This is a genomic window from Saccharothrix sp. NRRL B-16348, from assembly GCF_001280085.1.
Lineage (GTDB): Bacteria > Actinomycetota > Actinomycetes > Mycobacteriales > Pseudonocardiaceae > Actinosynnema.
This window is the reverse complement of sequence record NZ_LGED01000250.1, coordinates 1-21,997: the sequence shown is the minus strand read 5'-3', so window position 1 is coordinate 21,997 and position 21,997 is coordinate 1. Positions and strand designations below refer to the sequence as shown.

Here is a 21,997-nt window from a genome sequence, read left to right as displayed (position 1 = left end):
TATATGTCAAGTAAAGTCAAAGCGATCGAACCGGCACTGACCAGCCCGTTCCTCCGCATCGCGGGCTTCTCCGGCTTCGGCTTCGCCGCCGTGATCGTCCTGGCCAACGTCATCATGGTGCCCACCGGCCTCCCGACGACCGGCGCGGACACCACCGACGCCATCGCCTACTTCTCGACCAACCGGGGCGTGGTCGGCGTCGCGTCCGCCCTGACCCCGGCCGCCTGGGCGCTGTCCACCGTCTTCGCCGCGGGCGCGGTGGCGGCGCTGTGGCGGTCCGACCGCGAACGCGGCGAGGCCTGGTCCCTGGTCGGCTTCGCCGGCGTGCTGCTCCAGAACGGCGCGTTCGCCGCCGTGGTCGCCCTCCGCCTGGCCTTGGCCGACGACCCCACCGGCGTGCTCTGGACCCTCCACGACACCCTGTTCACCCTCAACGGCGTGTTCCTGGCGCTGGCACTGGTCGGCCTGTCCGTCAGCGGACGGCACGCGGGCCTCATCCCGGCGTGGCACGCCCGGCTCGGCCTGCTGTCGGCGGCGCTCCTGTTCACCTCGGCCACCCTCACCCCGCTCGTGGTCGCCCACCCCGGCCCGCTCGGGCTCCTCGGGCTCACCGGCTGGCTGCTGTGGGTCGCGTGGATCGTCGCTTACGCCGTCACCCTGATCCGCGGGCCGCGAAAAGGGGAATCCGGACCGGCAACGCGGGAATTCCGGCGGGCAACAGGGGAGTAGGCAGGAGAACCCGGTGGGGGAATGCTGGATTGGCGTCCGACTCTCCCTAATGGACCGTCGGATCCACCACCACTTGGAGGACTCCATGAGCGACCTGTCCGGCAGGACCACGATCGTCGTCGGCGCGAGCCGGGGCCTGGGCCACGGTGTGGCCACGGCCCTGTCCGCGGCCGGCGCGCCGGTCGTCGCCGTGTCCCGCACGGCGACGACGTTCCCGGAACCCGCACCGGGCTCCGCCGCGATCCGCACCGAGGTCGCCGACGCCGGTGACGCCACCGTCGCGGCGACCCTGATCGACCGCTACGAGCCCAGCGCCGTGGTCATCGTGGCCGGTGCGACGCCCCACATGCGGCCGTTGCAGGAGCAGACCTGGGAGACGTTCGCGGTCAACTGGGAGTCCGACGTCCGCATCACGTTCCACTGGCTGCGCGAGATCCTGCTGACGCCGTTGCGGCCGGGCAGCCGGGTCATCGTGTTCAGCAGCGGCGCGGCGCTCGGCGGTTCACCGCTCAGCGGCGGCTACGCGGGCGCCAAGTCCACGCAGCGGTTCATCACCAACTACGCCCAGGACGAGGCACGCCGCGCGGGCATGGACATCACGTTCACCGCGGTCATGCCCCAGTTCGCGCCGGCGACCGACGTCGGCGGCCCGGCGGTGCGCGCGTACGCGGCCAGGTCCGGCCTCGCGCTGGACGAGTTCCTGGCCAAGGCGGGCCCGCTGCTGACGCCGGAGCTGGCCGGCAAGTCGATCGTCGACCTGCTCCAGGCGGACGCCTCGACGGTCGCTCCCGGCTACGTCCTCAACGGCGTCGGGTTGAAGAAGCTGTCCTGACGCGCACCGTCGCCCAGCGGGAGACCGGGGCAGGGCCGGATCCACGGCACTGCCCCCTTTCCGCGCGCGAAGAAGGCGAGACGACATCACACGGAAAGTGGCCGCGCACGCGGACGGCGACCTGGCCGCCGAAGCGACCAGGCCGCGGACCACCCCGGCGCCCTCGGCGTCGATGGACGGTCGGCGCGGCGCGGCCGGAGCCGTCGGGACTCCAGCCGCGCCACGCCGTGAGCGGATCACGGGCCGCCGAACCCCGGCCTGCGTCCTGCGCCCATCGCCGGCACCACTCGTCGGTGCCGAGGGACTGCGTGCTGAGGTGGATCTCGGCCCCGGTCCCCGAACCCGGACCAGGGCCGCGCTGGATCCGCGTGGGCGACCCCCTGGTGGAACGGCGCTCACGCGACCGGTGCGGACGCCGGATGACACCCGGGTCCGCACCGAGTCCTCAGCCCGCCACCGCCGTGGCACGGGTGCTGAGCGTGCGCCGCTCGATCTTGCCGACCGGCGTGCGCGGGATCTTGTCGATGAACTCGATCTGCCGGATCTTCTTGTACGGCGCCACCCGCTCGGCCACCCAGTCCATGATCTCCTGGGCGGTGACGAGCTGGTCGGTCACGATGAACCCCTTGGGGATCTCGCTCGACTCCTCGTCGGGGACGCCGATGACGGCCGCGTCCACGATCTTGGGGTGCCGCATGAGGACCGCCTCGAGCTCGACCGGCGACACCTGCTGGCCCTTGTACTTGATGAGCTCCTTGATGCGGTCGACGATGAACAGCTCACCGTTGTCGTCCACGTAGCCGAGGTCGCCGGTGTGCAGGAACCCGTCCGGCTCCAACGCCTGGCGCGTGGCCTCGGGCGCGTTGAGGTAGCCCTTCATCACGTGCGGGCCGCGGACGAGGATCTCGCCGTTCCGGTTGCGCCCCAACTCCTCGCCGGTGTCGACGTCGACGATCTTGCACTCGACGCCGGGCGCGGTCTGGCCGACGGACGCCGACACCGTCTCCGGCGTCTGCATGAACGAGCACATCGCCTCGGTCATGCCGTAGCCCTGGCCGATCTCGCAGCCGATCCGCTCCCGCACCAGGCGGGCGATCTGCGGGTCGAGCGACGCGCCGCCGGAGACGATCGAGCGCAGCGACGACAGGTCGAACCGGTCGACCAACGGGCTCTTCGCCAGCAGCACGGCGATCGTCGGCACGATGTAGAGCCGCGTGATGCGGTGCTCCTCGATCGCCCGGAGGAACCCCTCCGGGTCGAAGCGCTCCATGGTGACGAGCGTCGTGCCCTGGTGCAGGCTCGCGTTCATCATCATGGACAGCCCGAAGGCGTGGTGGAACGGCGGCATGGCCAGTGCCTTCTCGCCCCGGCCGCTCGGCGCCACCATGCTGGTCAGCAACGCCTTGGCGATCATGTTGCGGTGCGTCAGCAGCACGCCCTTGGGCAGACCGGTGCTGCCGCTGGAGTGCAGCAGCGTCACCACGTCCTCGGACGGGTCGAGCGCGGTCTCCACGATCTCGTCGTGCGCCACCAGCGCGGAGAACGGCGTCGCGCCGGCCGCCTCGCCGAGGACGATGACCTCCTCGATGTCGGTGCGGTCGAGGAAGGCGCTCACCTTGGGCATCTCGTGCGGCACGGTCACCAGGAACCGCGCGCCCGCCTCTTCCAGCCGGGCGACCAGGTCGTCCGACGTGTCGAGCGGGTTGAGGGCCACGACGGTGCCGCCGGCCAGCGCGGCGGCGTGGAACGCGATCGGGTACTCCGGCACGTTCGGGGCGAGGATGCCGACCACGTCGCCCTTCCGGAAGCCCCGGTCACGCAGGCCGTGCGCGGCGCGGCGGACCTGCGACGCCATCTCCGCGAACGTGTAGGACGTGCTCCCCGAGACGTTCACGATCGCGGTCTCGGAGCCGTACTCCTCGGCGTGCCGCAGGACCCACGACGTCAGCGACGTCTGCGGGATCTCGACGTCGGGGCCGGCGACCGTCATGCCCGCACCTCGGCCGGCCGGTCGTAGGTGGCCAGGCCCGGCTGGTAGGCGCGCTTCTCGAACTGCTTGAGCGCCACGTTGATCCACTCGTTGCCGCTGAGCCGGGACAGCTCCCACAGCTTCGCCTGGTCGTAGTCGATCGCGGCGGGCAGGTCGAGCTGGGTGGTGCGCTCGTAGACCTGCTTGGCGAGCGCCAGCGTGACCGGGTTCTTCTTCACGATCTTGCGGACGATCTTGTCCGTCGCCGCGTCGAGCTGGTCGGCGGGCACGGCGAAGTTGACCAGGCCGGCCTCGGCGGCCTGCGTGCCGGTCATCGTGTCACCGGTGAGGATGTAGTACAGCGCCTTCTTGCGCGGCAGGTTGTGCGTCGCCGCCCACGTCGCGCCGCCGGCCGGGAAGATGCCGAAGTTGATCTCCGAGAGGCCGAACAGCGCGGCCTCGTCGGTGACCGCGAGGTCACACAGGCCGGCCACCAGGAAGCCGCCGCCGAAGGCGAAGCCGTTGACCTTCGCGATGGTCACCGCGGGGAACGCCTTCAGGCGCTGGAACCACTTGAGCGCCACCAGGTTGGTCTTGTAGAACAGCTGCGGGTCGTCGAACGGCTGGAGGAAGCACTCCTCCAGGTCCATGCCGGCGCTGAAGCTGTCGCCGTTGCCGGTGATGACGACGGCCTTGACGGTGCCGGCCTCCTCGATGGCGTCCAGGGCCGCGTTCATGTCCCGGTGCATCTGGGGGTTCATCGCGTTCTTCTTGTCCGGCCTGTTCAGGTAGATCGTGGCCGTCGGCCCGTCGATCTCCAGGTTCACGGTATCCAGCGTGATCATGTAATGGCCCTTCTTCGAGAGGCGATGTGCACGCGCCTCGCTATCGACCGCTCGGCTGGTGGCGCTCGGGGAGAAACACTTGGGGCATCTATCTGAACGGCCACACCAGCATCGCTCCACGTGGTCCGGATGGCTTCTCCCAGCTTGCCGAGGCGGCACGGCCACGACGGAGGTCGGCAAGAGGGCGAACGGACCTCGTGTTGTCGGCTTCGGGCGCACGGACGTATTCCGCCCGGATGTAACGGAAACAACAACAAGGGTTACGCGCCGTGTCCGCGTCGCTCGCTGTGTCGGGGCGCGGTATCGGCCGGCGTCGTCGTGCAACTTGTAGGTTGCACGACCATTGGTGACGTGCAATCATCTGGTTGCACTCAATGATGGCACTTGAAGGAGCTTCCTCATGAGCGACGACCGGATCGAGCGCGACACACTGATCGACGCCTCTGTCGAGCGCGTCTGGTCCCTGGTGTCCGCACCCGGCTTCTGGGTGGCCGACCCGGAGAGCATCAAGGGCACCACCGCCGTCGAGGGCGAGTCGACGGTGGCCAAGAACCCGGAGTACGGCGACTTCCCCGTGCGCGTGGTGAAGGTCGAGCCGCACTCGTACGTCGCGTACCGCTGGGCGCCCGCCTTCCCGGGGCAGGAGCTGACCGAGGGCAACAGCACCCTCGTGGAGTTCACGCTGTCCTCGGAGGGCGACAAGACGCGCCTGACCGTGGTCGAGAGCGGGTTCGCCGCGCTGGCCGTGTCCGAGGACGTGCGCGCACGGACGATCAAGGACAACACGGGTGGCTGGCCGCAGGTCCTCAACGCGGCGAAGAAGCGCGTCGAAGAGTCGACTGTGTGAGAACAGAACCGGACGGTGCGGTAGAGGAGGTCGGCAACGTTCTCGTCGCGCTCGCCGACCCCACCCGTCGCCGCCTGCTCGATCTGCTCGCCGCGCAGGGCGCGGTCACCGCGACGACGCTGGCCGGGCGACTGCCCGTGTCCCGGCAGGCGATCGTCAAGCACCTCGCCGTCCTGGACGCCGCCGGACTCGTCGTCGGCAGCCGGGTCGGACGTGAGGTGAGGTATTCGTTGCGGCCGGCCGGGCTGGACGCCACCACGCGGTGGATGTCCTCGCTCGCGGCCGACTGGGACCGCCGGTTGGCGGCCATCAAGCGCGTCGCCGAGGCGGCGGAGCGCGATTTTCAGTAATAGCAGCACGGGACGCAATTGAGTTCCTCGGTCGCGACCCGTTCGCGCGCCGGTCGGCGAACGGGTCGTCCGGGATAGGCCGAGTGTCGATCACCCGCTCAACGGGGTGATTCGGCATGTCACGAAATGGTTCCGCACCGGGTCCGGTCGGATGATCACGGCAATTCGAGAATACCTCGATTTACGTTCGCCGACTGGGCAAGGCTGAAGTAGGAGCCGGTGGCGAGTCGGAAGGAAGCTTTCGGCGAGTCCACTTCGGGCACCTGTCTAAGGAAGGCGCACCATGAGCGACGAACAATCGGCAAACACCGACGGGATCACCCACCGGTTCGTGGAGGCCAACGGCATCCGCATGCACGTCGCCGAGCAGGGCGAGGGGCCGCTGGTCGTGCTGCTGCACGGCTTCCCGGAGTCCTGGTACTCCTGGCGCCACCAGCTCCCCGCTCTGGCGGCGGCCGGCTACCACGCGGTCGCGCCGGACTTGCGCGGCTACGGGCAGACCGACCGCCCGGAAGGGGTGGAGAAGTACTCGCAGCTGCACCTCGTCGGCGACGTGATCGCGTTGCTCGACGCCCTCGGCGAGGAGCAGGCGGTGCTGGTCGCCCACGACTTCGGCACGTCGGTCGCGTGGAACACCGCGCAGCTGCGTCCCGACCGGGTCCGCGGTGTCGTCGCGCTGAGCGTGCCCTACCTGCCGCGCGGCCCGGTGAGCGCCCTGACCGGGCTCACCCAGGCGCTCGGTCCCGGTTTCTACATGAACTACCTGCAGGAGCCCGGCGTGGCCGAGGCGGAGCTGGAGCGCGACCCGCGCGAGAGCATCCTCCGCTTCTTCAACTGGGGCTTCGGCGACTCGCCGCAGGCGGACGGACCCACGCTCCCCGTGGTTCCCGAAGGGGGCACCCTCTTCGACCTCATGCCCAAGACCGAGTCGCCCGCATGGCTCACCGAGGCCGACATCGAGTTCTACACGGCCGAGTACGCCCGGACCGGTTTCACGGGCGGCCTGAACTGGTGGCGGACGATCGACCTGAGCTGGGAGCTGACGGCGCCGTTCCAGGGTGCGCCGCTGACTCCTCCGGCGCTGTACGTGCACGGCGACCGGGACGGCAGCGTCACGCTGCCCGGCATGGACCAGCTCATCGCCAACCTGGCGTACCTCGTGCCGAACCTGAAGCGCACGGTCGTCCTCCCCGGGACCGGCCACTGGACGCAGCAGGAGCGGCCGGAGGAGGTCAACGCCGAGCTGGTGAAGTTCCTGGCCGACCTCTAGGCGCAGCCGCGGCGCAAAGCCTGGTCACGCTCTCCGGCTTCGCCGAGCGGCTCGGCCAAGCCGGAAAGCGTGGCTGGATCACGAAAACTGTGGGATACCTCCAAGAAAGGGATCGCATCTTGACTGCCGAAACGTCCTCCCCGCTGCGGTTCAGCGGCAGGCAGCGGTTGATCCTCCTCGTCCTGCTTGGCGCCGCCTTCATCTTCGCCGCCGACTACTCGATCCTCAACGTCGCCCTGCCGCAGGTCGGCGGTGGCGTCGACATGAGCCTGACCCAGCTGCCGTGGATCGTGTCCGCGTACACGCTGCCCGCGGCCGGCTTCATGCTGCTGTTCGGGCGGTTCGCCGACCTGTTCGGCCGCCGCAAGCTGTTCGTGGCCGGCCAGGTCCTGCTGGCCCTCGCGTCGCTGCTCGGCGGCTTCGCGACCAACCCGGAGATGCTGCTGGCCGCCCGTGCGCTCCAGGGCCTCTCCACCGCCATGGCCGTCCCCGCCGGCCTGTCGTTGATCACCACGACGTTCCCCGAGGGCAAGATGCGCGACCGCGCCCTCGGTCTCAACGGCGCGATCCTCTCCGGCGGCTTCACCGCGGGCGCGCTGGTCGGCGGCATCCTCGTCAGCCTGCTGAGCTGGCGGGCCGCGTTCTTCATCAACATCCCGTTCGCCATCGCCATCATCGTCGCCACCCCGATGCTGATCGGCGAGAGCAAGATGCCGAACCGGCAGAAGCTGGACGTGCCGGGCGCGGTGACGGTCACCGGCGGTCTGCTGGCCGTGGTCTACGCGATCATGGAGAGCAGCCTCGTCGCCGCCGCGATCGGCATCGTGCTGCTGGCCGCGTTCTGGGTGATCGAATCCCGGTCGTCCGCGCCGCTGGCGCCGGTGCGCTTCCTCAAGAAGCCCACCGTGAAGTGGGGGAACTACGCGGGTCTCGTGATCTTCTCCATGGAGACCGGCATGATCTTCCTGATGACGCTGTACCTCCAGGACGTGCTGAAGTTCAACCCGGTGATCACCGGCCTCGCCTTCGGCATCCCCGGCCTGGCGGCCGTGTTCGCCGGTCCGATCGCCGGTCGCTTCATCGGCAAGCACGGCGGCCGGAACGTGCTGACCGTGGCGTTGACCCTGCAAGCCCTGATGATCCTCCCGCTGGTGTTCCTCGGCACGAACCGGCTCGCCCTGGCGATCCTGGTGCCCGCGCTGTTCCTCGGGTTCTTCGTGCACGTCGCGTGCATCGTGTCGTACACCGTGATCGGCACCTCGGGCCTGCCGAACGAGGAGCAGGGCCTGGCGACCGGCCTCACCTCGATGACGCAGCAGGTGGCCCTCACCGTCGGCGCGCCGATCATGGTCGCGATCGCGGCCACGCAGACCGACGCGTTGACCGGCACCCACCTCGCGCTCGGCGTGAACGTCGCGGTGACGCTCGTGAGCGTCGCGCTCATCTGGTTCGGGCTGCGTCCTCGTGACGAAAGCCGTGCCTCGGCACCGGAAACCGCGGCGGCGGTCTCCTGACGCGTGGTGTGGCGATAGCCTCTTGCCGCGAGCTTGATCACACAACAGGGAGAGATTCGACATGACGACGCTCAAGCCCGGCAGCATGCTGCTCGGCACCACCCGCCCCGCCGAGCTGCGGGCGTGGTACATCAAGGCGCTGGCCCCGGAGTTCACCGGCGAAGGCCCGATCGACCTCGGCGGTTTCCTGCTGGTCATCGACGGTCGTGACGACGTCGAGGCGAAGAACAACGAGCCCGGTCGCGTGATCATGAACTTCCACGTCGACGACTTCGACGCCGTGGAGGCCCAGCTGAAGGCCGCCAACGTGGAGTGGATCTCGGTCGCGGACCGCGAGTCCGGCAAGTTCGGCACGTTCGCCGACCCGGACGGCAACTACCTGCAGATCATCATGTGGAAGAAGGACGTCTGAGACCAGACGTCCTCGCGTGCCCGGTCGGTGCTCCTCGCCGACCGGGCACGTTGCTGTGTGCCGGGTGATGTGCTGTGCCGGGTGACGTGCTGTGTGCCATGTGGACGGTCGGCTCCCGGCGCACAGCGAAGAGCCGCCACGCTGACCGCGTGGCGGCTCTCGGCCTGGAGATCGACTCAGATGAACATCGTGTTGGGCTCGAGCCCGCACAGCACCCGCCCGAAGGTCTCCGTGTTCGAGTCCGGGCTGAACATCGGGTGAACGCTGATCGCGTGGATGTCGCGCACGATCCGCTGGATCGGCTCGTGGCGGTAGATCGAGGACCCGCCGCTGGCCGAGGCCAGCAGGTCGACGGCTTCCTTCGCCAGCTTCGTCGCCCAGCCCTCGTCCGCGCGGACCCTGGCGCGTTCCGCGATCGTCCACGGCTCGCCGCTGGCGGCCTTCGCGTCGACCAGCGACGCGGCGTGGTAGGCGTGGTACTCGGCCTGCTCGATCTTCATGTACGCCGTGCCGACCTGGGTGTGCGTGATCGGCGCCTCGGCCTGGTGCTCGTAGTCGGTGTACCGGATCGGCCGGTTGGGGATGCGGTCCATGAACGCCTCGTAGGCCGCCTTCGCCATGCCGACCAGCATGCCGACCGTCGCGGCGGAACCGGCCAGGATGGTGGGGCTGCGCCACATCGGCCGGTCCGCGTTCAGCTCGGAGACGCCGTTCGGGCGGATCGCCGCCTCCAGCGGGATGAGGTGCGTCGCCGGCACGAACACGTCCTTCGCCACCGTGGTGACGCTGCCGCTGCCGCTCATGCCGGAGGTGTGCCAGTCGTCGACGATCTCCAGGCTCGACATCGGCACCGCCACGATGACCGGCAGGGGCTCCTCGTCGGGCCGCAGCAGGATGGTGGCCAGCTCCTGCCAGTTCGCGTGCCACGCGCCGCTGACGAAGTGCCACGAGCCGTTGAGCACGTACCCGCCCTCGACCGGCACGACCACGCCGGACGGGCTGACCGCGCCGCAGACCCGGACGTCGGGGGTCGTGAAGACCTCGTCCTGCGCCACGTCCGGGAACAGGCCGACGATCCACGACGCGATCCAGTACGTCGACACCGTCCACGCCAGCGCGCCGTCCGCGCGGCCCAGTTCGATGCACACGTCGACCAGCGTGCGGGTGTCGGCCTCGTAGCCGCCGTACCTGGCGGGCAACCGCAGCTTGAAGATTCCCGCGTCGGCCAGTGCCTGGATCGAGTCGTCGTGCAGTCGGCGGTTCTCGTCCGACCACGCGGCGTTGTCCCGCAGGACTGGCACCAATTTCGACAGTGATTCCTTCAATTGTTCCGGTGTCGGGTGGGGTCGGGACGTATCGATGATCGACACATTTGCCTCCGAAAAAAGGGGCTTCGACTTGAGAATGACCATCGCATGGGGCGCCCCGCCGCTGCCTCTTCCGTATTGCCCTCAAAAACACCGTTCGGACACCCCCTTATGACCGAGGAAGACAGCGTTCCGTGACCACGTCGGCACTCCGCGTGTTATTCCGGGTGGCCCGCGGATAATTCCGGTTCGGCATCACCAAGCGTCGTCCTCGGGTAAAGCCGACTTCACCCTCCGGGCGGTGCCCGCGGAACCACCGGTTGTGGACGATTGTCGTGCACGTGCGGTGATCAGGGACGCCGGAACGTGAGCGGGCCTCCAGCGCCCGTTGTCGCGCCGGATCATGCCCGCGGTCGGCGACTTCCGTCGACGCGGCGGAAGAATGTCGATGCCGGAGGTTCCTGATGGCTGATAAGGCCGCCGACTACGAACGTGCCGCTTCCGCTGTCCGAGAACACGTGCGGAAGTTCGAACGGGCGCTGAACGCCGTGCGCCGCACTCATCGCGGCCGTCCGGTGGACGAGGTGCGCCAAGCCCTCGTGATCGCGGTCGGACAAGAGGGCCTGAGGTCCGCGGACGACGTGCTGACCGACGCGGCTCGCCTCATCTCGACCGAAGCCGACTCCTGAATCCCGCACTCCGCGGGCCTCCGTCGACGACCCGGCTCCCACACGAGTGAGGCCCTTGACCGTTCGCGCTGGTCAAGGGCCTCACACGTACTGGTGAACGATGTGCCCCCGGCAGGATTCGAACCTGCGCTCCCGCCTCCGGAGGGCGGTGCTCTATCCCCTGAGCTACGGGGGCCGTAGCTACGGGAGGAAGCTTAGCGCACTGGGGCCAGTGGGTTTCACCCCCTACCCTCTTGGCTTGTGGAACCGGTGCGCGAGCGGGTGGTGTGGGCCGATGACCTGCGGATTCGGGTGGTTCAGGGAGGGGTTGTCGGTGCGGTTCCGGTGGTGTTGACGCACGGGTTCCCGGACACCTCCGAAGTGTGGGAGGAGGTGGCGGCGAGGTTGGGGGAGAGGTTCTGGGTCGTCCGGTACGACGTTCGGGGTGCCGGGGGGTCGGACGCGCCCCGCGGGAACGAGGGGTACCGGATCGAACGGTTGGTCGACGACCTCGTGGCGGTGGTGGAGGCGGTCGGCGGGCCGGTTCACCTGGTGGGGCACGACTGGGGGTCGTTGCAGGGTTGGGCGGCGGTGGCGGCACGGCCCGACTTGTTCCTCTCGTTCACGAGCATGTCCGGGCCGGATCTGGGGCAGGTGGCGGAGTGGGTCCGCCGCAATCGCTTGCGGCCCCTGAAGGTGTTCAAGGTGCTCAGCCGGTCCTGGTACATCGCCGGGTTCAAGGTGCCGGTGGTGCCCGAGCTGGTGTGGGCGTTGCCGGTGGTGCGGAAGTGGTTGCGGGCGGGGCGGCGGGAGCTGGTCAACGGGTTGGGGCTGTACCGGGCGAACGTGGGACGCGGGCTGCCCGCGGCGCGGGTCTCGGTGCCCGTTCACCAGATCGAGCTGACCGAGGACCCGTACGTGCTGCGGGAGCACCTGGAGGCGGCGGAGCCCTGGGTCGAGGACCTCACGCGGAGCAGGCTCCGCGCCGGGCACTGGGCGCCGCGGACGCACCCGGAGCAGGTGGCACGCCGCATCGAGGACGTCATCGACGGCAAGCGGCGCAGGCGGTTGGTGGTCGTCACGGGGGCGGGGAGCGGGATCGGCCGGGCCACGGCGGTGGCCTTCGCGGGCCAGGGCGCCGAGGTGGTCGCGCTGGACGTGGACGAGGGGAAGGCACGGGAGACGGCCGAGCTGACCGGTGGTCACGCGTACCGGGTCGACGTGGCGGACTCGGCCGCGATGCGGGCGGTGGCGGAGGAGGTCGAGGCACGGCACGGTGTGCCCGACGTGGTGATGGCGAACGCCGGCATCGGGATGGCCGGGTCGTTCCTCCGCACGTCCGAGGAGGACTGGCGGCGGGTGGTGGACGTCAACCTCTGGGGTGTGGTGCACACGCTGAGGGCGTTCGCGCCGCAGCTGGTCGAACGGGGCGAAGGCGGCAACCTGGTCGTCACGGCGTCGGCCGCGGGCTACTTCCCGACCGCCGCGCTGTCCGCCTACTCGACCACGAAGGCCGCCGTCCTCATGCTCGCCCAGTGCCTGGACGCCGAGCTGCGCGAACACGGCGTCAAGGTGACCGCCATCTGTCCCGGCATCGTCGACACCGACATCGCCAAGACGTTCACGTTCTCCGGCTCCACCCCCGCTGAGCAGGACGAACAGCGCCGGAAAGCAGCGAAGGCGTACCGACGGCGTGGCTTCGGGCCGGAGAAGGTCGCGGCCGAAGTGCTCAAAGTGGTGAACGACCACAGAGCGGTGGTACCCGTGACGGTGGAAGCTAAGGCAGCGCACCTGGGCAACCGGATCGCGCCCGGCCTCGTCCGCGCACTGGGACGGTTGTGGCGCCCCTGACAGTCGAGTTGCACACATGCGCATGTGACTATATGTTCCCGCTCATGGGTCACGGACACGGGCACGGTGTGTCGTCGGGGAGCGCCAGGCACCTCGGCCGGCTGTGGATCGCCTTCGGCATCGGCGCGGCGTTCATGGCGCTGGAGTTCACCGTCGGCGTGGTCACCGGCTCGCTGGCCCTGATCTCCGACGCCGCCCACATGCTCACCGACGTCCTCGGCGTCGGCATGGCGCTGGCCGCGATCATGCTGGCCCGCCGGGCGCGCACGGGCGGCAGCCGCACGTTCGGCCTCTACCGGGCCGAGGTGCTGGCCGCGCTGGCGAACGCCGTGCTGCTGTTCGGCGTGGCCGGCTACGTCGTGTACGAGGCCGTCGGACGGTTCGGCAACCCGCCCGAGGTGCCCGGCCTGCCCGTCGTGCTGGCCGCCACCGCGGGCCTCGCGGCCAACGTGGTCGCGTTCTTCCTGCTCCGGGAGGGCGCGAAGGACAGCATCAACGTCCGCGGCGCGTACCTGGAAGTCCTGGCCGACCTGATCGGGTCGGTCGGCGTGCTCGTCAGCGGCGTCGTCACGCTGGTCTTCGGCTGGCGCTACGCCGACCCGGTCATGGGCGTCGCGATCGGCCTGTTCGTCCTCCCGCGCACGTACAAGCTGGCTGCGAGCGCGTTGCGGATCCTCTTCCAGCACGCGCCGGAACGCGTGGACGTCGCCGAGATGCAGGCCGACCTGAGCCGCCTGCCCGGCGTGGCCGAGGCGCACGACCTGCACGTCTGGACGCTCACCTCGGGCATGGAGGTCGCCTCCGCGCACCTCACCACCCGCGACCACGTGGACCCGGCCGACGTGCTGCGCGCCGCGCAGGCACTGCTGGCCGAGCGGTACCACATCGAGCACGCCACGCTCCAGGTCGAACCAGGAGATTCCGCGCAGAGGTGCCGCGAAATCTCCTGGTGACGACGACCTACAGCCCGGCGCACTGACCCGTCTTGGGCCCGCTCGCCGAGTTCACCCATCCGTTGTTCACCGGTGCGGGGTCGCTCCCGGTGCACGACAGCGGCCCGCCGACGGTGTTGCCCGCGACGACCGTGCCGCCCTTGTTGTCGACCAGTCGCACGGGCCCGCCGACGGACACCCGTTCCAGCGACAGCTCACCGGACGTCCCGGTCACGTTCACCGGACCGCCGACCGCCGTACCCACCAGCACGACCGCCGCCGCGCCGGTCGCGTTCACCGGACCCTCGACCGTCCCGCCGAACACGTACAGCGACGCGCCCGCCGCCACCGTCACCGGACCGGTCACGGTGGCGCCGTCCACGCACGTCACGCCCGACTCCACGCGCAACGCCCCGACGTGCTCACCGGTCACCGAGGTCGAGCACGTCACGAACGGCTTGGCCAGCAGCTCGAACTCGGCCAGCGTCGCCGCGCCCGGGAACTCCAGCCGGTAGTGCTGGTAGTGCCCCGGCCGGGCGATCTTGAACGCCCGCGTCTGCTGCCGCCACGCGAACGCCTCACCGGACCGCTCGTCCACAGTGGACCAGTTCGTCCCGTCGTACGAGCCCTTCAGCATCCACGACGTCGGGTCGCCGGCGCCCTTGCCCGACGTCAACGTGTAGAACGAAGCGCTCTCCTTCTTCGACGGCAGGTCCACCTGCAACCACGACAGCGCGCCGGACGTCTGCGACGTGTTGTCCACCAGCTCCGCCGGGGCGCCGGTCACCGTCCCGGACAGCGTCACGTCGCGCAGTGGCGCGGGAGCCGCGGAACCCGTGGTCAACGACGGCGGCGCGGCGTCCGGACCCGTGGCCCACCGCGACGGCGACGACCCCATCTCGAAGTCCAGCACGCCACCGGCCGCGATCTCCGCGTGCGGCAGGTGCGACTTGTCCCACTTCTTCCCGTTGACCTTCAACGACTGCACGTAGATGTTCTCCGCCGAGTTGGCCGGCGCGTTGATGACGAGCGAGCGCCCGTTCTCCAGGTGCACGGTCAGCTTCTTGAACAGCGGCGACCCGATCGCGTACGACGAGTTGCCCATCTGCAGCGGGTAGAAGCCCATGGCGCTGAACAGCCACCACGCCGACTGCTCGCCGTTGTCCTCGTCGCCGGGGTAGCCCTGGCCGATCTCGCTGCCCAGGTAGAGCCGGGACAGGATCTCGCGGACCTTCTCCTGCGTCTTCCACGGCTGACCGGCGTAGTCGTACATGTACGTGATGTGGTGCGACACCTGGTTGGAGTGGCCCAGCTGCCCCATCCGCACGTCGCGCGCCTCGGTCATCTCGTGGATCACGCCGCCGTACGAGCCGGGGAACTTCGCCGTCTCCGGCGTGGCGAAGAACTCGTCCAGCTTCTTCGCCAACCCGTCCCGGCCGCCGTACAGGTTGGCCAGGCCCTGCCCGTCGTGCGGCACCGAGAACGCCATGTTCCAGCCGTCGGTCTCGGTGTAGTCGTGGCCCCACTCGCGCGGGTCGTACTCGTCGGTGGGCACGCGCCACGTGCCGTCGGGGTTGCGCCCCTGGAAGAAGCCCGTCGACGGGTCGAACATGTGGATGTAGTTCTGCGCGCGGTTCGAGAAGTACTCGTGTGCCGCCTCGTACTGCGCCTCGCCGGTCTTCTCGTGCAGCGCGCGGGCCATGTTCGCGATGCCGTAGTCGTTGACGTAGCCCTCGATCGCCCACGACATGCCCTCGCCGGTGGCGGTGGACGTGTAGCCGGTGAAGATCGAGGTGTCCAGGCCCTTGCGGCCGACGCCCGCGTTCGGCGGCGCGACCGTCGCGTTCTTCACCGCCGCCTCGAAGGCCGCCTTGGCGTCCGGCAGGTCGACGCCCTTCACGAACGCGTCCGCGAACGCCACGTCGGAGCTCGTGCCGGTCATCAGGTTCGCGTAGCCGGGCGACGACCAGCGCGAGATCCAGCCGCCGTCCCGGTACTGCTGCACGAACCCGTCCGCCAGCTCGGCCGCCTTGCCGGGCGTCAACAGGCTGTACGCGGGCCACGTGGTCCGGTAGGTGTCCCAGAACCCGTTGTTGACGTAGACCTTCCCGTCGACGACCTTCGCGCCGGTGTGCGTCGGCGTGGACGGTCCGGAGGGCTGCACGGGCGACGCGTACTGGTACTTGGGCGCGTCGGCGGTGCCGGTGTTCTCGAAGCCCGAGTTGGGGTAGAGGTAGAGCCGGTAGAGGTTGGAGTACAGCGTGGTCAGCTGGTCCTCCGACGCGCCTTCCACCTCGACCATGCCCAGCACCCGGTCCCACGCCTGCTGAGCCCGCTCGCGCACCGAGTCGAACGTGTCCGAAGTGGACACTTCGAGGTCCAGGTTGCGCTTCGCCTGGTCGACGCTGAGCAACGACGTGGCGATCTTCATCGTCACGGTCTTGTCGCCGGACGTGTCGAACTGGAAGAAGCCCGCCACGTCGTTCCGGCCGGCGTCGGTGAGCCGACCGCTGGAGAGGACCGGCTTGTCCACCACGCCGTACACGAACAGCCGCGTCGCGCCGGTCGACAAGCCGCTCTTGACGTCGGAGAAGCCCGTCACCACGCCGGACGCCGGGTCGAGCGTGAGCCCGCCGCTGTTGTTGACGTTGTCGAACACCAGGTTCGAGGTGTCGTCGACGAACGTGAAGCGGAACAGCGCGGCGTGGTCGGTCGGCGCGATCTCGGTGCGCATCCCGTTCTCGAACCGCACGCCGTAGTAGTGCGCCCGAGCGGTCTCGTTCTCGTGCTTGAACGGCAGCGCGCGCAACGCCCGGTCGGCGGTCGGCGTGCCGGTGGACGGCATCACCTGGAACGTCTGCCGGTCACCCATCCACGGGCTCGGCTCGTGGCTCGCGGTGAACGCCTGCAACGTCGGCAGGTTGTTCCGGTCGTTGTTCTTCGCGTACTCGTAGAGCCAGCTGATCGAGCCCGCATTGGTCATGGGCGACCAGAAGTTGAAGCCGTGCGGCACGGCGGTGGCCGGGAAGTTGTTGCCGCGCGAGAACGAGCCGCTGGAGTTCGTGCCCCGGTTGGTCAGCACCCAGTCCGACGGGCGCGGCCGGTCCACCACGACCGGCGCGGACTTGACCACGACGTCGTCGACCCAGCCGTTGAAACCGGCCGGCCCCTTCGGGTTGTCGTACGCCACCAGGATCCGCTTGATCGTCTTGCCCGCGGCCACCGCGCCGATCACCGACGCGATCCGGTTCCACTGGTTGGTGTAGAGCGACTTCGCCGCGCCCTGGCCGCGCGGTGACAGCTCGAACCCGTGCTGGTCGCGTGCGCCGAGGTCGCTGAGGTAGGTGCCGTCGGCGAACGCGAGGTCGAGCGACACGAACGTGGCCGGGTAGTTCAGGTCGTCCGTGGTGAACGACGGGAAGATCAGGTACGACAGCTCGGTGGTCGACGTGACCGGGATATCGACCTCGAAGACCTTGTTGTACGAGTAGCCGCGGCCCTCGGCGACGTGCGTCCCCTGGTACCGCAACGCCTTCACGCCGGTGAACCCGGCGCCCGCCTTGGCGTTGTACCCGCCGTTGGCGCCGTTGCCCACGGTGGTGCGCATGTTCTTCGCCGGCGGGGTGGTGGAGCCGTCGGAGAACTGCACCTCGGCCAGCTGGATGAGGTCCACGGCGCCCGCGGTCGCGGAGATGTCGAGCTGGTAGTGCCTGAACGCCTCGGTGTTGGCCAGGTCGTAGACCTTGGTCTGGAACCGCTCGGCGAACGCCTCGCCGGCGCGGGCGTCGAGCGGGGTCCACGTCGTGCCGTCGTGGGAGCCCCGCAGCGTCCAGTCCTTCGGGTCGCGCTCGGGCGCGTCGTTGGCCGACGACATGGCGTAGCGCTTGACCGCGACGGGCTCGGCGAAGGTGAACCGCGCCCAGCCGGTCGGCGTGAACGTGAGCCACTTCGACGACACGTTGCCGTCGACCAGGTTGCCGGCCACCTCGCCGGCGCCGGTGTGCTCGGAGTTGGCGACGACGTCGACCACGCGGTCGGTGACGTTGCCGGGGATGCCGGTGGAGTCCGAGCCGTTGACGCCCGAGGTCTTCGGCGTGCCGTCCGGGCCGGTCTCCACGGTGCTCGACCAGGTCGGCTGCGGCTGCCCGTCCTCGAACGACGAGGCGAAGAGCGTCTCGCTCACGGTTGGCTCCCCCGGTGCGGCGGTCGCGGACGACCAGCCTCCCACGCTCCCCAGCGCCAGTGCGATGGTCGAGACGACCACCAGCGATCTCCTGCCCCGCATGTGCCCCATTGCGCACGCCTTCCGCCTGAACCGACCCGATCTTTAGCGAAGCAAAGGGGGCACCTGACATCGTTGTCAAGGGTGGTCCCCCATCTTGTCCGCAAGCCTGTCCGGACGCTGCTCCACCCGATCTACACTCACTCCCCGTGACGGCCCCGAACTCGCCCCAGGTGGGCACCCCCGCGGGGATGCGCGTGCTGAACCAGCGCGCGGTGCTCGACCGCCTGCGGGTGGGAGGTCCGTCGACCAGGCCGCGGATCGCCAAGGACACCGGCTTGTCGAAGCCGACCGTGGGCCAAGCGCTGCTCGACTTGGAGCAGCACGGCCTGGTGCGCCCCATCGGCCGCACGTCGACGGGTCCGGGCCGGTCGGCCGTGGTCTACGAGCCGAACCCCGCGGCGGGGCACGTGCTCGGCGTCGACATCGGCAGGCAGCGGATCCGGGTGGCGGTGGCGGACCTGGCCGGTTCGGTGATCGCGCGGTCCGACGAGCGCAACCGGTGCCGTTCGGCGACGGCGCTGGTCCGCACGGTGCGGGAGCTGGCCGAGCGCACGGTGGCCGACGCGGGGCTGTCGCTCGCGGACCTGGTGGTGAAGGTCGTCGGCACGCCGGGCGTGCCCGATCCGCGCGACCGGACCCTGCGCCACGCGCCGAACCTGCCCGGCTGGGAACGACCGGGCCTGCTGGACGACCTGGAAGCCGAACTCGGTCCGGACCTGGTCGTGGAGAACGACGCGAACCTGGCCGCCGTGGGCGAGCAGGCGCACGGCGTGGCACGTGACGCCGAGGTGTTCGTGTGCATCACCGTCGGCACCGGGATCGGCATGGGGATCGTGGTGGACGGCCGGTTGTTCCGCGGCGCGCACGGCGCGGCGGGCGAGGTGGGCTACCTGCCCTACACCGGTCAGTCCGAAGAGGACGGACGGCAGCGCGGCCAGGTCGAGGCGGCCGCGGCGGCGGAGTCCGTGGTGGCGCTGGCGAAGCAGCGCGGCCTGGTGGCGCGGTCGGCGCGCGAGGTGTTCGCCGCGGCGAAGGCCGGTGACGAGCGGGCGCTGCTCGCGGTGCGGGACGAGGCCGAGCGGCTGGCGTTCGTGGTGGCGTCGGTGGTGGCGGTGGTCGACCCCGAGCTGGTGGTGCTCGGCGGCGGCATCGGCAGCAACACCGACCTGCTCCAGGAGCCGATGGAGGCCGCGTTGCGGCGGATGACGCCGCTCGTGCCGCGGATCGTGGCGGGCGAGCTGGGTGACGGCGCGGTGCTCAGCGGCGCCATCGCGATGGGGCTCCGGTCGGCGCGCGACCTCGTGTTCGACCGCCGAGGTGCGGTGACTCACTGAGAACTCCCGCAGAGTAGTCGAGTGGCTCTCACCTGGTGATTCACTCGAACGTCGCAAGTCTCAACTCGCCAGTAATGACGTAGCGTCACGCGTTACCTCCTCCTGGAGGGTGTGTGTCCTTCCGTTGTTAGAAGGGGAGTCGAAAGGGGAGTACGGGGGACGTGGTCCCCTTTCGACCGTGCCACGGGGCAGGTGCCCGCGCCCGCAAACACCTGCCCCGTGTACAACGCCCGCTACGGCGTCTTGCGGTGGACGTCCGCCGCGGTGGACGCCCGGTGCGTCGAGTCCGCGATCCACGGCCCGGGGCTGGACGGGTCGAGCACCCCCTCTTCGAGCCACGTGAACCGGCCGTCGAGGACGTGCCGCGCCAACGCCGCGTCCGAGTCGTCGGAGTTGCGCCACAACCGGTCGAACAGCTCGTCCACCCGCACCCGTGCCTGCGCCGCGAACGCGTCCGCGAGCTCCACCGCCCGGTCGCCGTCCGCCGCCGCCTTCACGCACGCCGCGCTGATCGCGAACAGCTCCGCGCCGATGTCGACGATCCGCGCCAGGAACCGCTGCTTGCGCTCCAGCCGGCCCTGCCAGCGCGACATCGCGTAGAACGTCTGCCTGGCCAGCTTGCGGCTGGACCGCTCGACGAACCGCAGGTGCCCGGCCAGCGGCCCGAACTCGGCGTAGGCGCGCGGCACCTGGCCCTTGCCGACCACCAGCGTGGGCAGCCACTTCGCGTAGAACCCGCCCGCCCTGGCCAGCGCCTGCGCCTTGCGCTTGGTGTCCGCCTCCGGGTCGATGATGTCCCCGGCGACGGCGAGGTGCGCGTCCACCGCCTCGCGTGCGATCAGCAGGTGCATGATCTCGGTCGAGCCCTCGAAGATCCGGTTGATCCGCAGGTCGCGCAGCACCTGCTCGGCGGGCACGCCGCGTTCGCCGCGGGCAGCCATGGACGCCGCGGTCTCGTAGCCGCGCCCGCCGCGCAGCTGCACCAGCTCGTCCGCGACCAGGCACGCCATCTCCGAGCCGTAGAGCTTCGCCAGCGCGGCCTCGATGCGGATGTCGTGCCCGCCCGCGTCGGCCAGCTCGCTGGACAGGTCGAGCACGGCCTCCAGCGCGTAGGCGGTCGCCGCGATGTGGGCGACCTTGCCCGCGATGGCCTCGTGCTTGCCGATCGGCAGGCCCCACTGGACGCGGTGCGCCGACCACTCGCGGGCGATCTTCAGGCACCACTTCGCCGCGCCCGCGCACAGGGCGGGCAACGACAGCCGGCCGGTGTTGAGCGTGGTGAGCGCGATCTTGAGCCCCATGCCCTCCTTGCCGATGAGGTTGGCCTTGGGCACGTGGACCTGGTGGAACCGGGTGACGCCGTTCTCCAGGCCGCGCAGGCCCATGAACTCGTTGCGGTTCTCCACCGTGATGCCCGGTGAGTCGCCCTCGACCACGAACGCGCTGATGCCCTTGCCCGGCACCTGCGCCATCACCACCAGCAGGTCGGCCACCACGCCGTTCGTTGTCCACAGCTTCACGCCGTCGAGCACGTAGCCGTCGTCGGTGGGCGTGGCCGTGGTGCCGAGGCGGGCCGGGTCGCTGCCCACGTCCGGCTCGGTGAGCAGGAACGCGCTGATCGCGCCGGTCGCGCAGCGGGGCAGGTACTTCTGCTTCTGCTCGTCCGTGCCGAACAGCGCCAACGGCTGCGGCACGCCGATCGACTGGTGCGCGGACAGCATCGCGCCCAGCGCGGGGCTGACCGAGCCGACCATCATCAACGCCCGGTTGTAGTAGACCTGGGACAGGCCGAGGCCGCCGTACTCGCGCTTGATCTTCATGCCGAACGCGCCGAGCTGCTTGAGGCCGGTCAGCACGTGGTCGGGGATGAGGGCGTCGCGCTCGATGGCCGCGCCGTCCACGGTGTGCTCGCAGAACTCGCGCAGGGCGGCGAGGAAGGTCTCGCCGCGCTCGCGGTCCTCGGCCGAGCCGCTGGGGTGCGGGTGGATGAGGTCGAGGCGGAAGTGGCCGAGGAACAGCTCACGACCGAAGCTGGGGTGGCGCCACCGGGTCTCGCGGGCCTGTTCGGCGACCTTGCGTGCGGTGCGCTCGTCGACGTGCCGATCGGGATCCACCTGGGTCATCGCTGACCTCCGTGTCGGGTTGCCGCTGCTCCGCAGACGGCGGGCGAGGTCGCCTGGAAGCCGACCGCACGCGCCTGATTTCCCCGACGGTCGAAAAGCGTGATCGCCGGGAGATGAGTCGCGAACGACCGACGCGACCTCGCGGATGGGGGTCCCACGTTACTACCGGTGGGTAGCCCCAACTGGGTGACGTGAAACCGCAGGTGGGCCGCCGGATGCCGGACGGCCCACCTTGTCACCCGATCAGTCTTACGGCTCCCAGACCGTGAACTCGTGCTCAACCGTGACCGACGTCGAGCCGTCCGCGGTGCGCGCCGTCACGTGCAGGACGTAATCGCCGTAGGCCGGCGGGGCGAACGTGATGCTCGCCGTGCCGTCCGTCGCGGCCACCGTGTGCTCCTCGCCCGGCTGGTAGTCGAGGTCGAAGCGGTAGGTGTACTCCACCACACCCGGTCGGCCCGGGGAGAAGGTGAACGTGCCCGGCGTGCCCACCGGGACGAAGTGGTAGCCCTCCGGGTACTCCTCCGACGTCACCGCGGGCACGTCGACGACGTGGAACCCGTAGGCGGTGGGGCTGGACACCAGCCCTGCCGCGGTGCGGGTGGTCACCTCGAACCGCTGGTCCCCGTTGTGCGCGGGGGTCCAGCGGATGGTCGCCGTGCCGTCCGGTCCGACCGGCACGGCGGTGGTGACGCCGTCGACGGTGTACCGGAACTCCGTCGCGCCCAA

Annotated in this window: 16 protein-coding genes, 1 tRNA gene and 1 pseudogene; 11 read left to right on the top strand and 7 right to left on the bottom strand. The window is 69.9% G+C overall.

What is annotated here, in order from left to right:
* The first annotated feature begins 3 nt into the window (after positions 1–3).
* Both ADK67_RS41145 and ADK67_RS41140 read left to right on the top strand, forming a co-directional pair.
* Positions 4–729 carry a hypothetical protein gene (locus ADK67_RS41145; protein WP_053722017.1) on the top strand — a complete coding sequence of 242 codons (726 nt, stop codon included), beginning with the start codon at positions 4–6 and terminating at the stop codon, positions 727–729.
* A gap of 85 nt (positions 730–814) precedes the next feature.
* Positions 815–1,561, top strand: a complete 747-nt coding sequence (locus ADK67_RS41140; RefSeq protein ID WP_053722035.1) for an SDR family NAD(P)-dependent oxidoreductase — start codon at positions 815–817, stop codon at positions 1,559–1,561.
* Between the two features lie 445 nt (positions 1,562–2,006).
* On the opposite strand, the gene ADK67_RS41135 is transcribed toward ADK67_RS41140, so the two are convergent.
* Both ADK67_RS41135 and ADK67_RS41130 read right to left on the bottom strand, forming a co-directional pair.
* The gene (locus tag ADK67_RS41135) at positions 2,007–3,551 is read right to left on the bottom strand and encodes an AMP-binding protein (protein ID WP_053722016.1); all 1,545 of its coding nucleotides are present in this window, start codon (positions 3,549–3,551) and stop codon (positions 2,007–2,009) included.
* Positions 3,548–4,375 (bottom strand): p-hydroxycinnamoyl CoA hydratase/lyase, encoded by an 828-nt coding sequence (locus tag ADK67_RS41130; RefSeq protein ID WP_053722015.1) that lies wholly within the window; start codon positions 4,373–4,375, stop codon positions 3,548–3,550. The genes ADK67_RS41135 and ADK67_RS41130 overlap by 4 nt, the downstream gene beginning before the upstream one ends.
* A 400-nt stretch (positions 4,376–4,775) precedes the next feature.
* On the opposite strand from ADK67_RS41130, the gene ADK67_RS41125 reads away from it, so the two are divergent.
* From ADK67_RS41125 to ADK67_RS41105, 5 genes are all read left to right on the top strand, one after another.
* Positions 4,776–5,222: an SRPBCC domain-containing protein gene (locus ADK67_RS41125; RefSeq protein WP_053722014.1), complete on the top strand. Its 447-nt coding sequence runs from the start codon at positions 4,776–4,778 to the stop codon at positions 5,220–5,222.
* Positions 5,219–5,572 (top strand): ArsR/SmtB family transcription factor, encoded by a 354-nt coding sequence (locus tag ADK67_RS41120; RefSeq protein ID WP_053722013.1) that lies wholly within the window; start codon positions 5,219–5,221, stop codon positions 5,570–5,572. Before ADK67_RS41125 ends, ADK67_RS41120 begins: the two co-directional genes overlap by 4 nt.
* Before the next feature lie 283 nt (positions 5,573–5,855).
* The gene (locus ADK67_RS41115) at positions 5,856–6,842 is read left to right on the top strand and encodes an alpha/beta fold hydrolase (RefSeq protein ID WP_053722012.1); all 987 of its coding nucleotides are present in this window, start codon (positions 5,856–5,858) and stop codon (positions 6,840–6,842) included.
* Between the two features lie 119 nt (positions 6,843–6,961).
* Positions 6,962–8,356, top strand: coding sequence for an MFS transporter (locus tag ADK67_RS41110; protein ID WP_053722011.1), 1,395 nt, complete (start codon positions 6,962–6,964; stop codon positions 8,354–8,356).
* 61 nt (positions 8,357–8,417) lie between these two features.
* Positions 8,418–8,768, top strand: coding sequence for a VOC family protein (locus tag ADK67_RS41105; RefSeq protein WP_053722010.1), 351 nt, complete (start codon positions 8,418–8,420; stop codon positions 8,766–8,768).
* A 176-nt stretch (positions 8,769–8,944) separates the two neighbouring features.
* Here the strand turns inward: ADK67_RS41105 and ADK67_RS41100 are convergent, their stop codons facing one another.
* Complete coding sequence (locus tag ADK67_RS41100) at positions 8,945–10,069, bottom strand: acyl-CoA dehydrogenase family protein (RefSeq protein WP_331459390.1); 1,125 nt, start codon at positions 10,067–10,069, stop codon at positions 8,945–8,947.
* Between the two features lie 470 nt (positions 10,070–10,539).
* Between ADK67_RS41100 and ADK67_RS51750 the strand changes: the two genes are divergently transcribed.
* The gene (locus ADK67_RS51750; protein WP_157621471.1) at positions 10,540–10,764 is read left to right on the top strand and encodes a hypothetical protein; all 225 of its coding nucleotides are present in this window, start codon (positions 10,540–10,542) and stop codon (positions 10,762–10,764) included.
* A 103-nt stretch (positions 10,765–10,867) separates the two neighbouring features.
* Here ADK67_RS51750 and ADK67_RS41095 read toward each other — a convergent pair.
* Positions 10,868–10,939 (bottom strand) — tRNA-Arg (locus tag ADK67_RS41095).
* 152 nt (positions 10,940–11,091) lie between these two features.
* Here ADK67_RS41095 and ADK67_RS41090 point away from each other — a divergent pair.
* Positions 11,092–12,594 (top strand): SDR family NAD(P)-dependent oxidoreductase, encoded by a 1,503-nt coding sequence (locus tag ADK67_RS41090; protein WP_331459389.1) that lies wholly within the window; start codon positions 11,092–11,094, stop codon positions 12,592–12,594.
* Positions 12,595–12,638: 44 nt separating this feature from the next.
* On the top strand, positions 12,639–13,547 hold the full coding sequence (locus tag ADK67_RS41085; protein ID WP_053722033.1) for a cation diffusion facilitator family transporter: 909 nt from the start codon (positions 12,639–12,641) through the stop codon (positions 13,545–13,547).
* Positions 13,548–13,554: 7 nt separating this feature from the next.
* Here ADK67_RS41085 and ADK67_RS41080 read toward each other — a convergent pair whose 3' ends face one another.
* The gene (locus ADK67_RS41080; RefSeq protein WP_053722008.1) at positions 13,555–17,820 is read right to left on the bottom strand and encodes a GH92 family glycosyl hydrolase; all 4,266 of its coding nucleotides are present in this window, start codon (positions 17,818–17,820) and stop codon (positions 13,555–13,557) included.
* 179 nt (positions 17,821–17,999) lie between these two features.
* Between ADK67_RS41080 and ADK67_RS41075 the strand changes: the two genes are divergently transcribed.
* Positions 18,000–19,145 carry an ROK family transcriptional regulator gene (locus tag ADK67_RS41075; RefSeq protein ID WP_053722007.1) on the top strand — a complete coding sequence of 382 codons (1,146 nt, stop codon included), beginning with the start codon at positions 18,000–18,002 and terminating at the stop codon, positions 19,143–19,145.
* A 233-nt stretch (positions 19,146–19,378) separates the two neighbouring features.
* Here the strand turns inward: ADK67_RS41075 and ADK67_RS41070 are convergent, their stop codons facing one another.
* The gene (locus tag ADK67_RS41070; RefSeq protein ID WP_053722006.1) at positions 19,379–21,268 is read right to left on the bottom strand and encodes an acyl-CoA dehydrogenase family protein; all 1,890 of its coding nucleotides are present in this window, start codon (positions 21,266–21,268) and stop codon (positions 19,379–19,381) included.
* Positions 21,269–21,517: 249 nt separating this feature from the next.
* A pseudogene (locus tag ADK67_RS53090) lies at positions 21,518–21,997 on the bottom strand (hypothetical protein); the annotation flags it as partial.

Excerpts from the sequence above, each read along its gene's own strand:
- ADK67_RS41145 (WP_053722017.1), top strand. The coding sequence starts at position 4 with ATGTCAAGTAAAGTCAAAGCGATCGAACCGGCACTGACCAGCCCGTTC.
- ADK67_RS41140 (WP_053722035.1), top strand. The coding sequence starts at position 815 with ATGAGCGACCTGTCCGGCAGGACCACGATCGTCGTCGGCGCGAGCCGG.
- ADK67_RS41135 (WP_053722016.1), bottom strand. The coding sequence starts at position 3,551 with ATGACGGTCGCCGGCCCCGACGTCGAGATCCCGCAGACGTCGCTGACG.
- ADK67_RS41130 (WP_053722015.1), bottom strand. The coding sequence starts at position 4,375 with ATGATCACGCTGGATACCGTGAACCTGGAGATCGACGGGCCGACGGCC.
- ADK67_RS41125 (WP_053722014.1), top strand. The coding sequence starts at position 4,776 with ATGAGCGACGACCGGATCGAGCGCGACACACTGATCGACGCCTCTGTC.
- ADK67_RS41115 (WP_053722012.1), top strand. The coding sequence starts at position 5,856 with ATGAGCGACGAACAATCGGCAAACACCGACGGGATCACCCACCGGTTC.
- ADK67_RS41105 (WP_053722010.1), top strand. The coding sequence starts at position 8,418 with ATGACGACGCTCAAGCCCGGCAGCATGCTGCTCGGCACCACCCGCCCC.
- ADK67_RS51750 (WP_157621471.1), top strand. The coding sequence starts at position 10,540 with ATGGCTGATAAGGCCGCCGACTACGAACGTGCCGCTTCCGCTGTCCGA.
- ADK67_RS41085 (WP_053722033.1), top strand. The coding sequence starts at position 12,639 with ATGGGTCACGGACACGGGCACGGTGTGTCGTCGGGGAGCGCCAGGCAC.
- ADK67_RS41080 (WP_053722008.1), bottom strand. The coding sequence starts at position 17,820 with ATGGGGCACATGCGGGGCAGGAGATCGCTGGTGGTCGTCTCGACCATC.
- ADK67_RS41075 (WP_053722007.1), top strand. The coding sequence starts at position 18,000 with ATGCGCGTGCTGAACCAGCGCGCGGTGCTCGACCGCCTGCGGGTGGGA.
- ADK67_RS41070 (WP_053722006.1), bottom strand. The coding sequence starts at position 21,268 with ATGACCCAGGTGGATCCCGATCGGCACGTCGACGAGCGCACCGCACGC.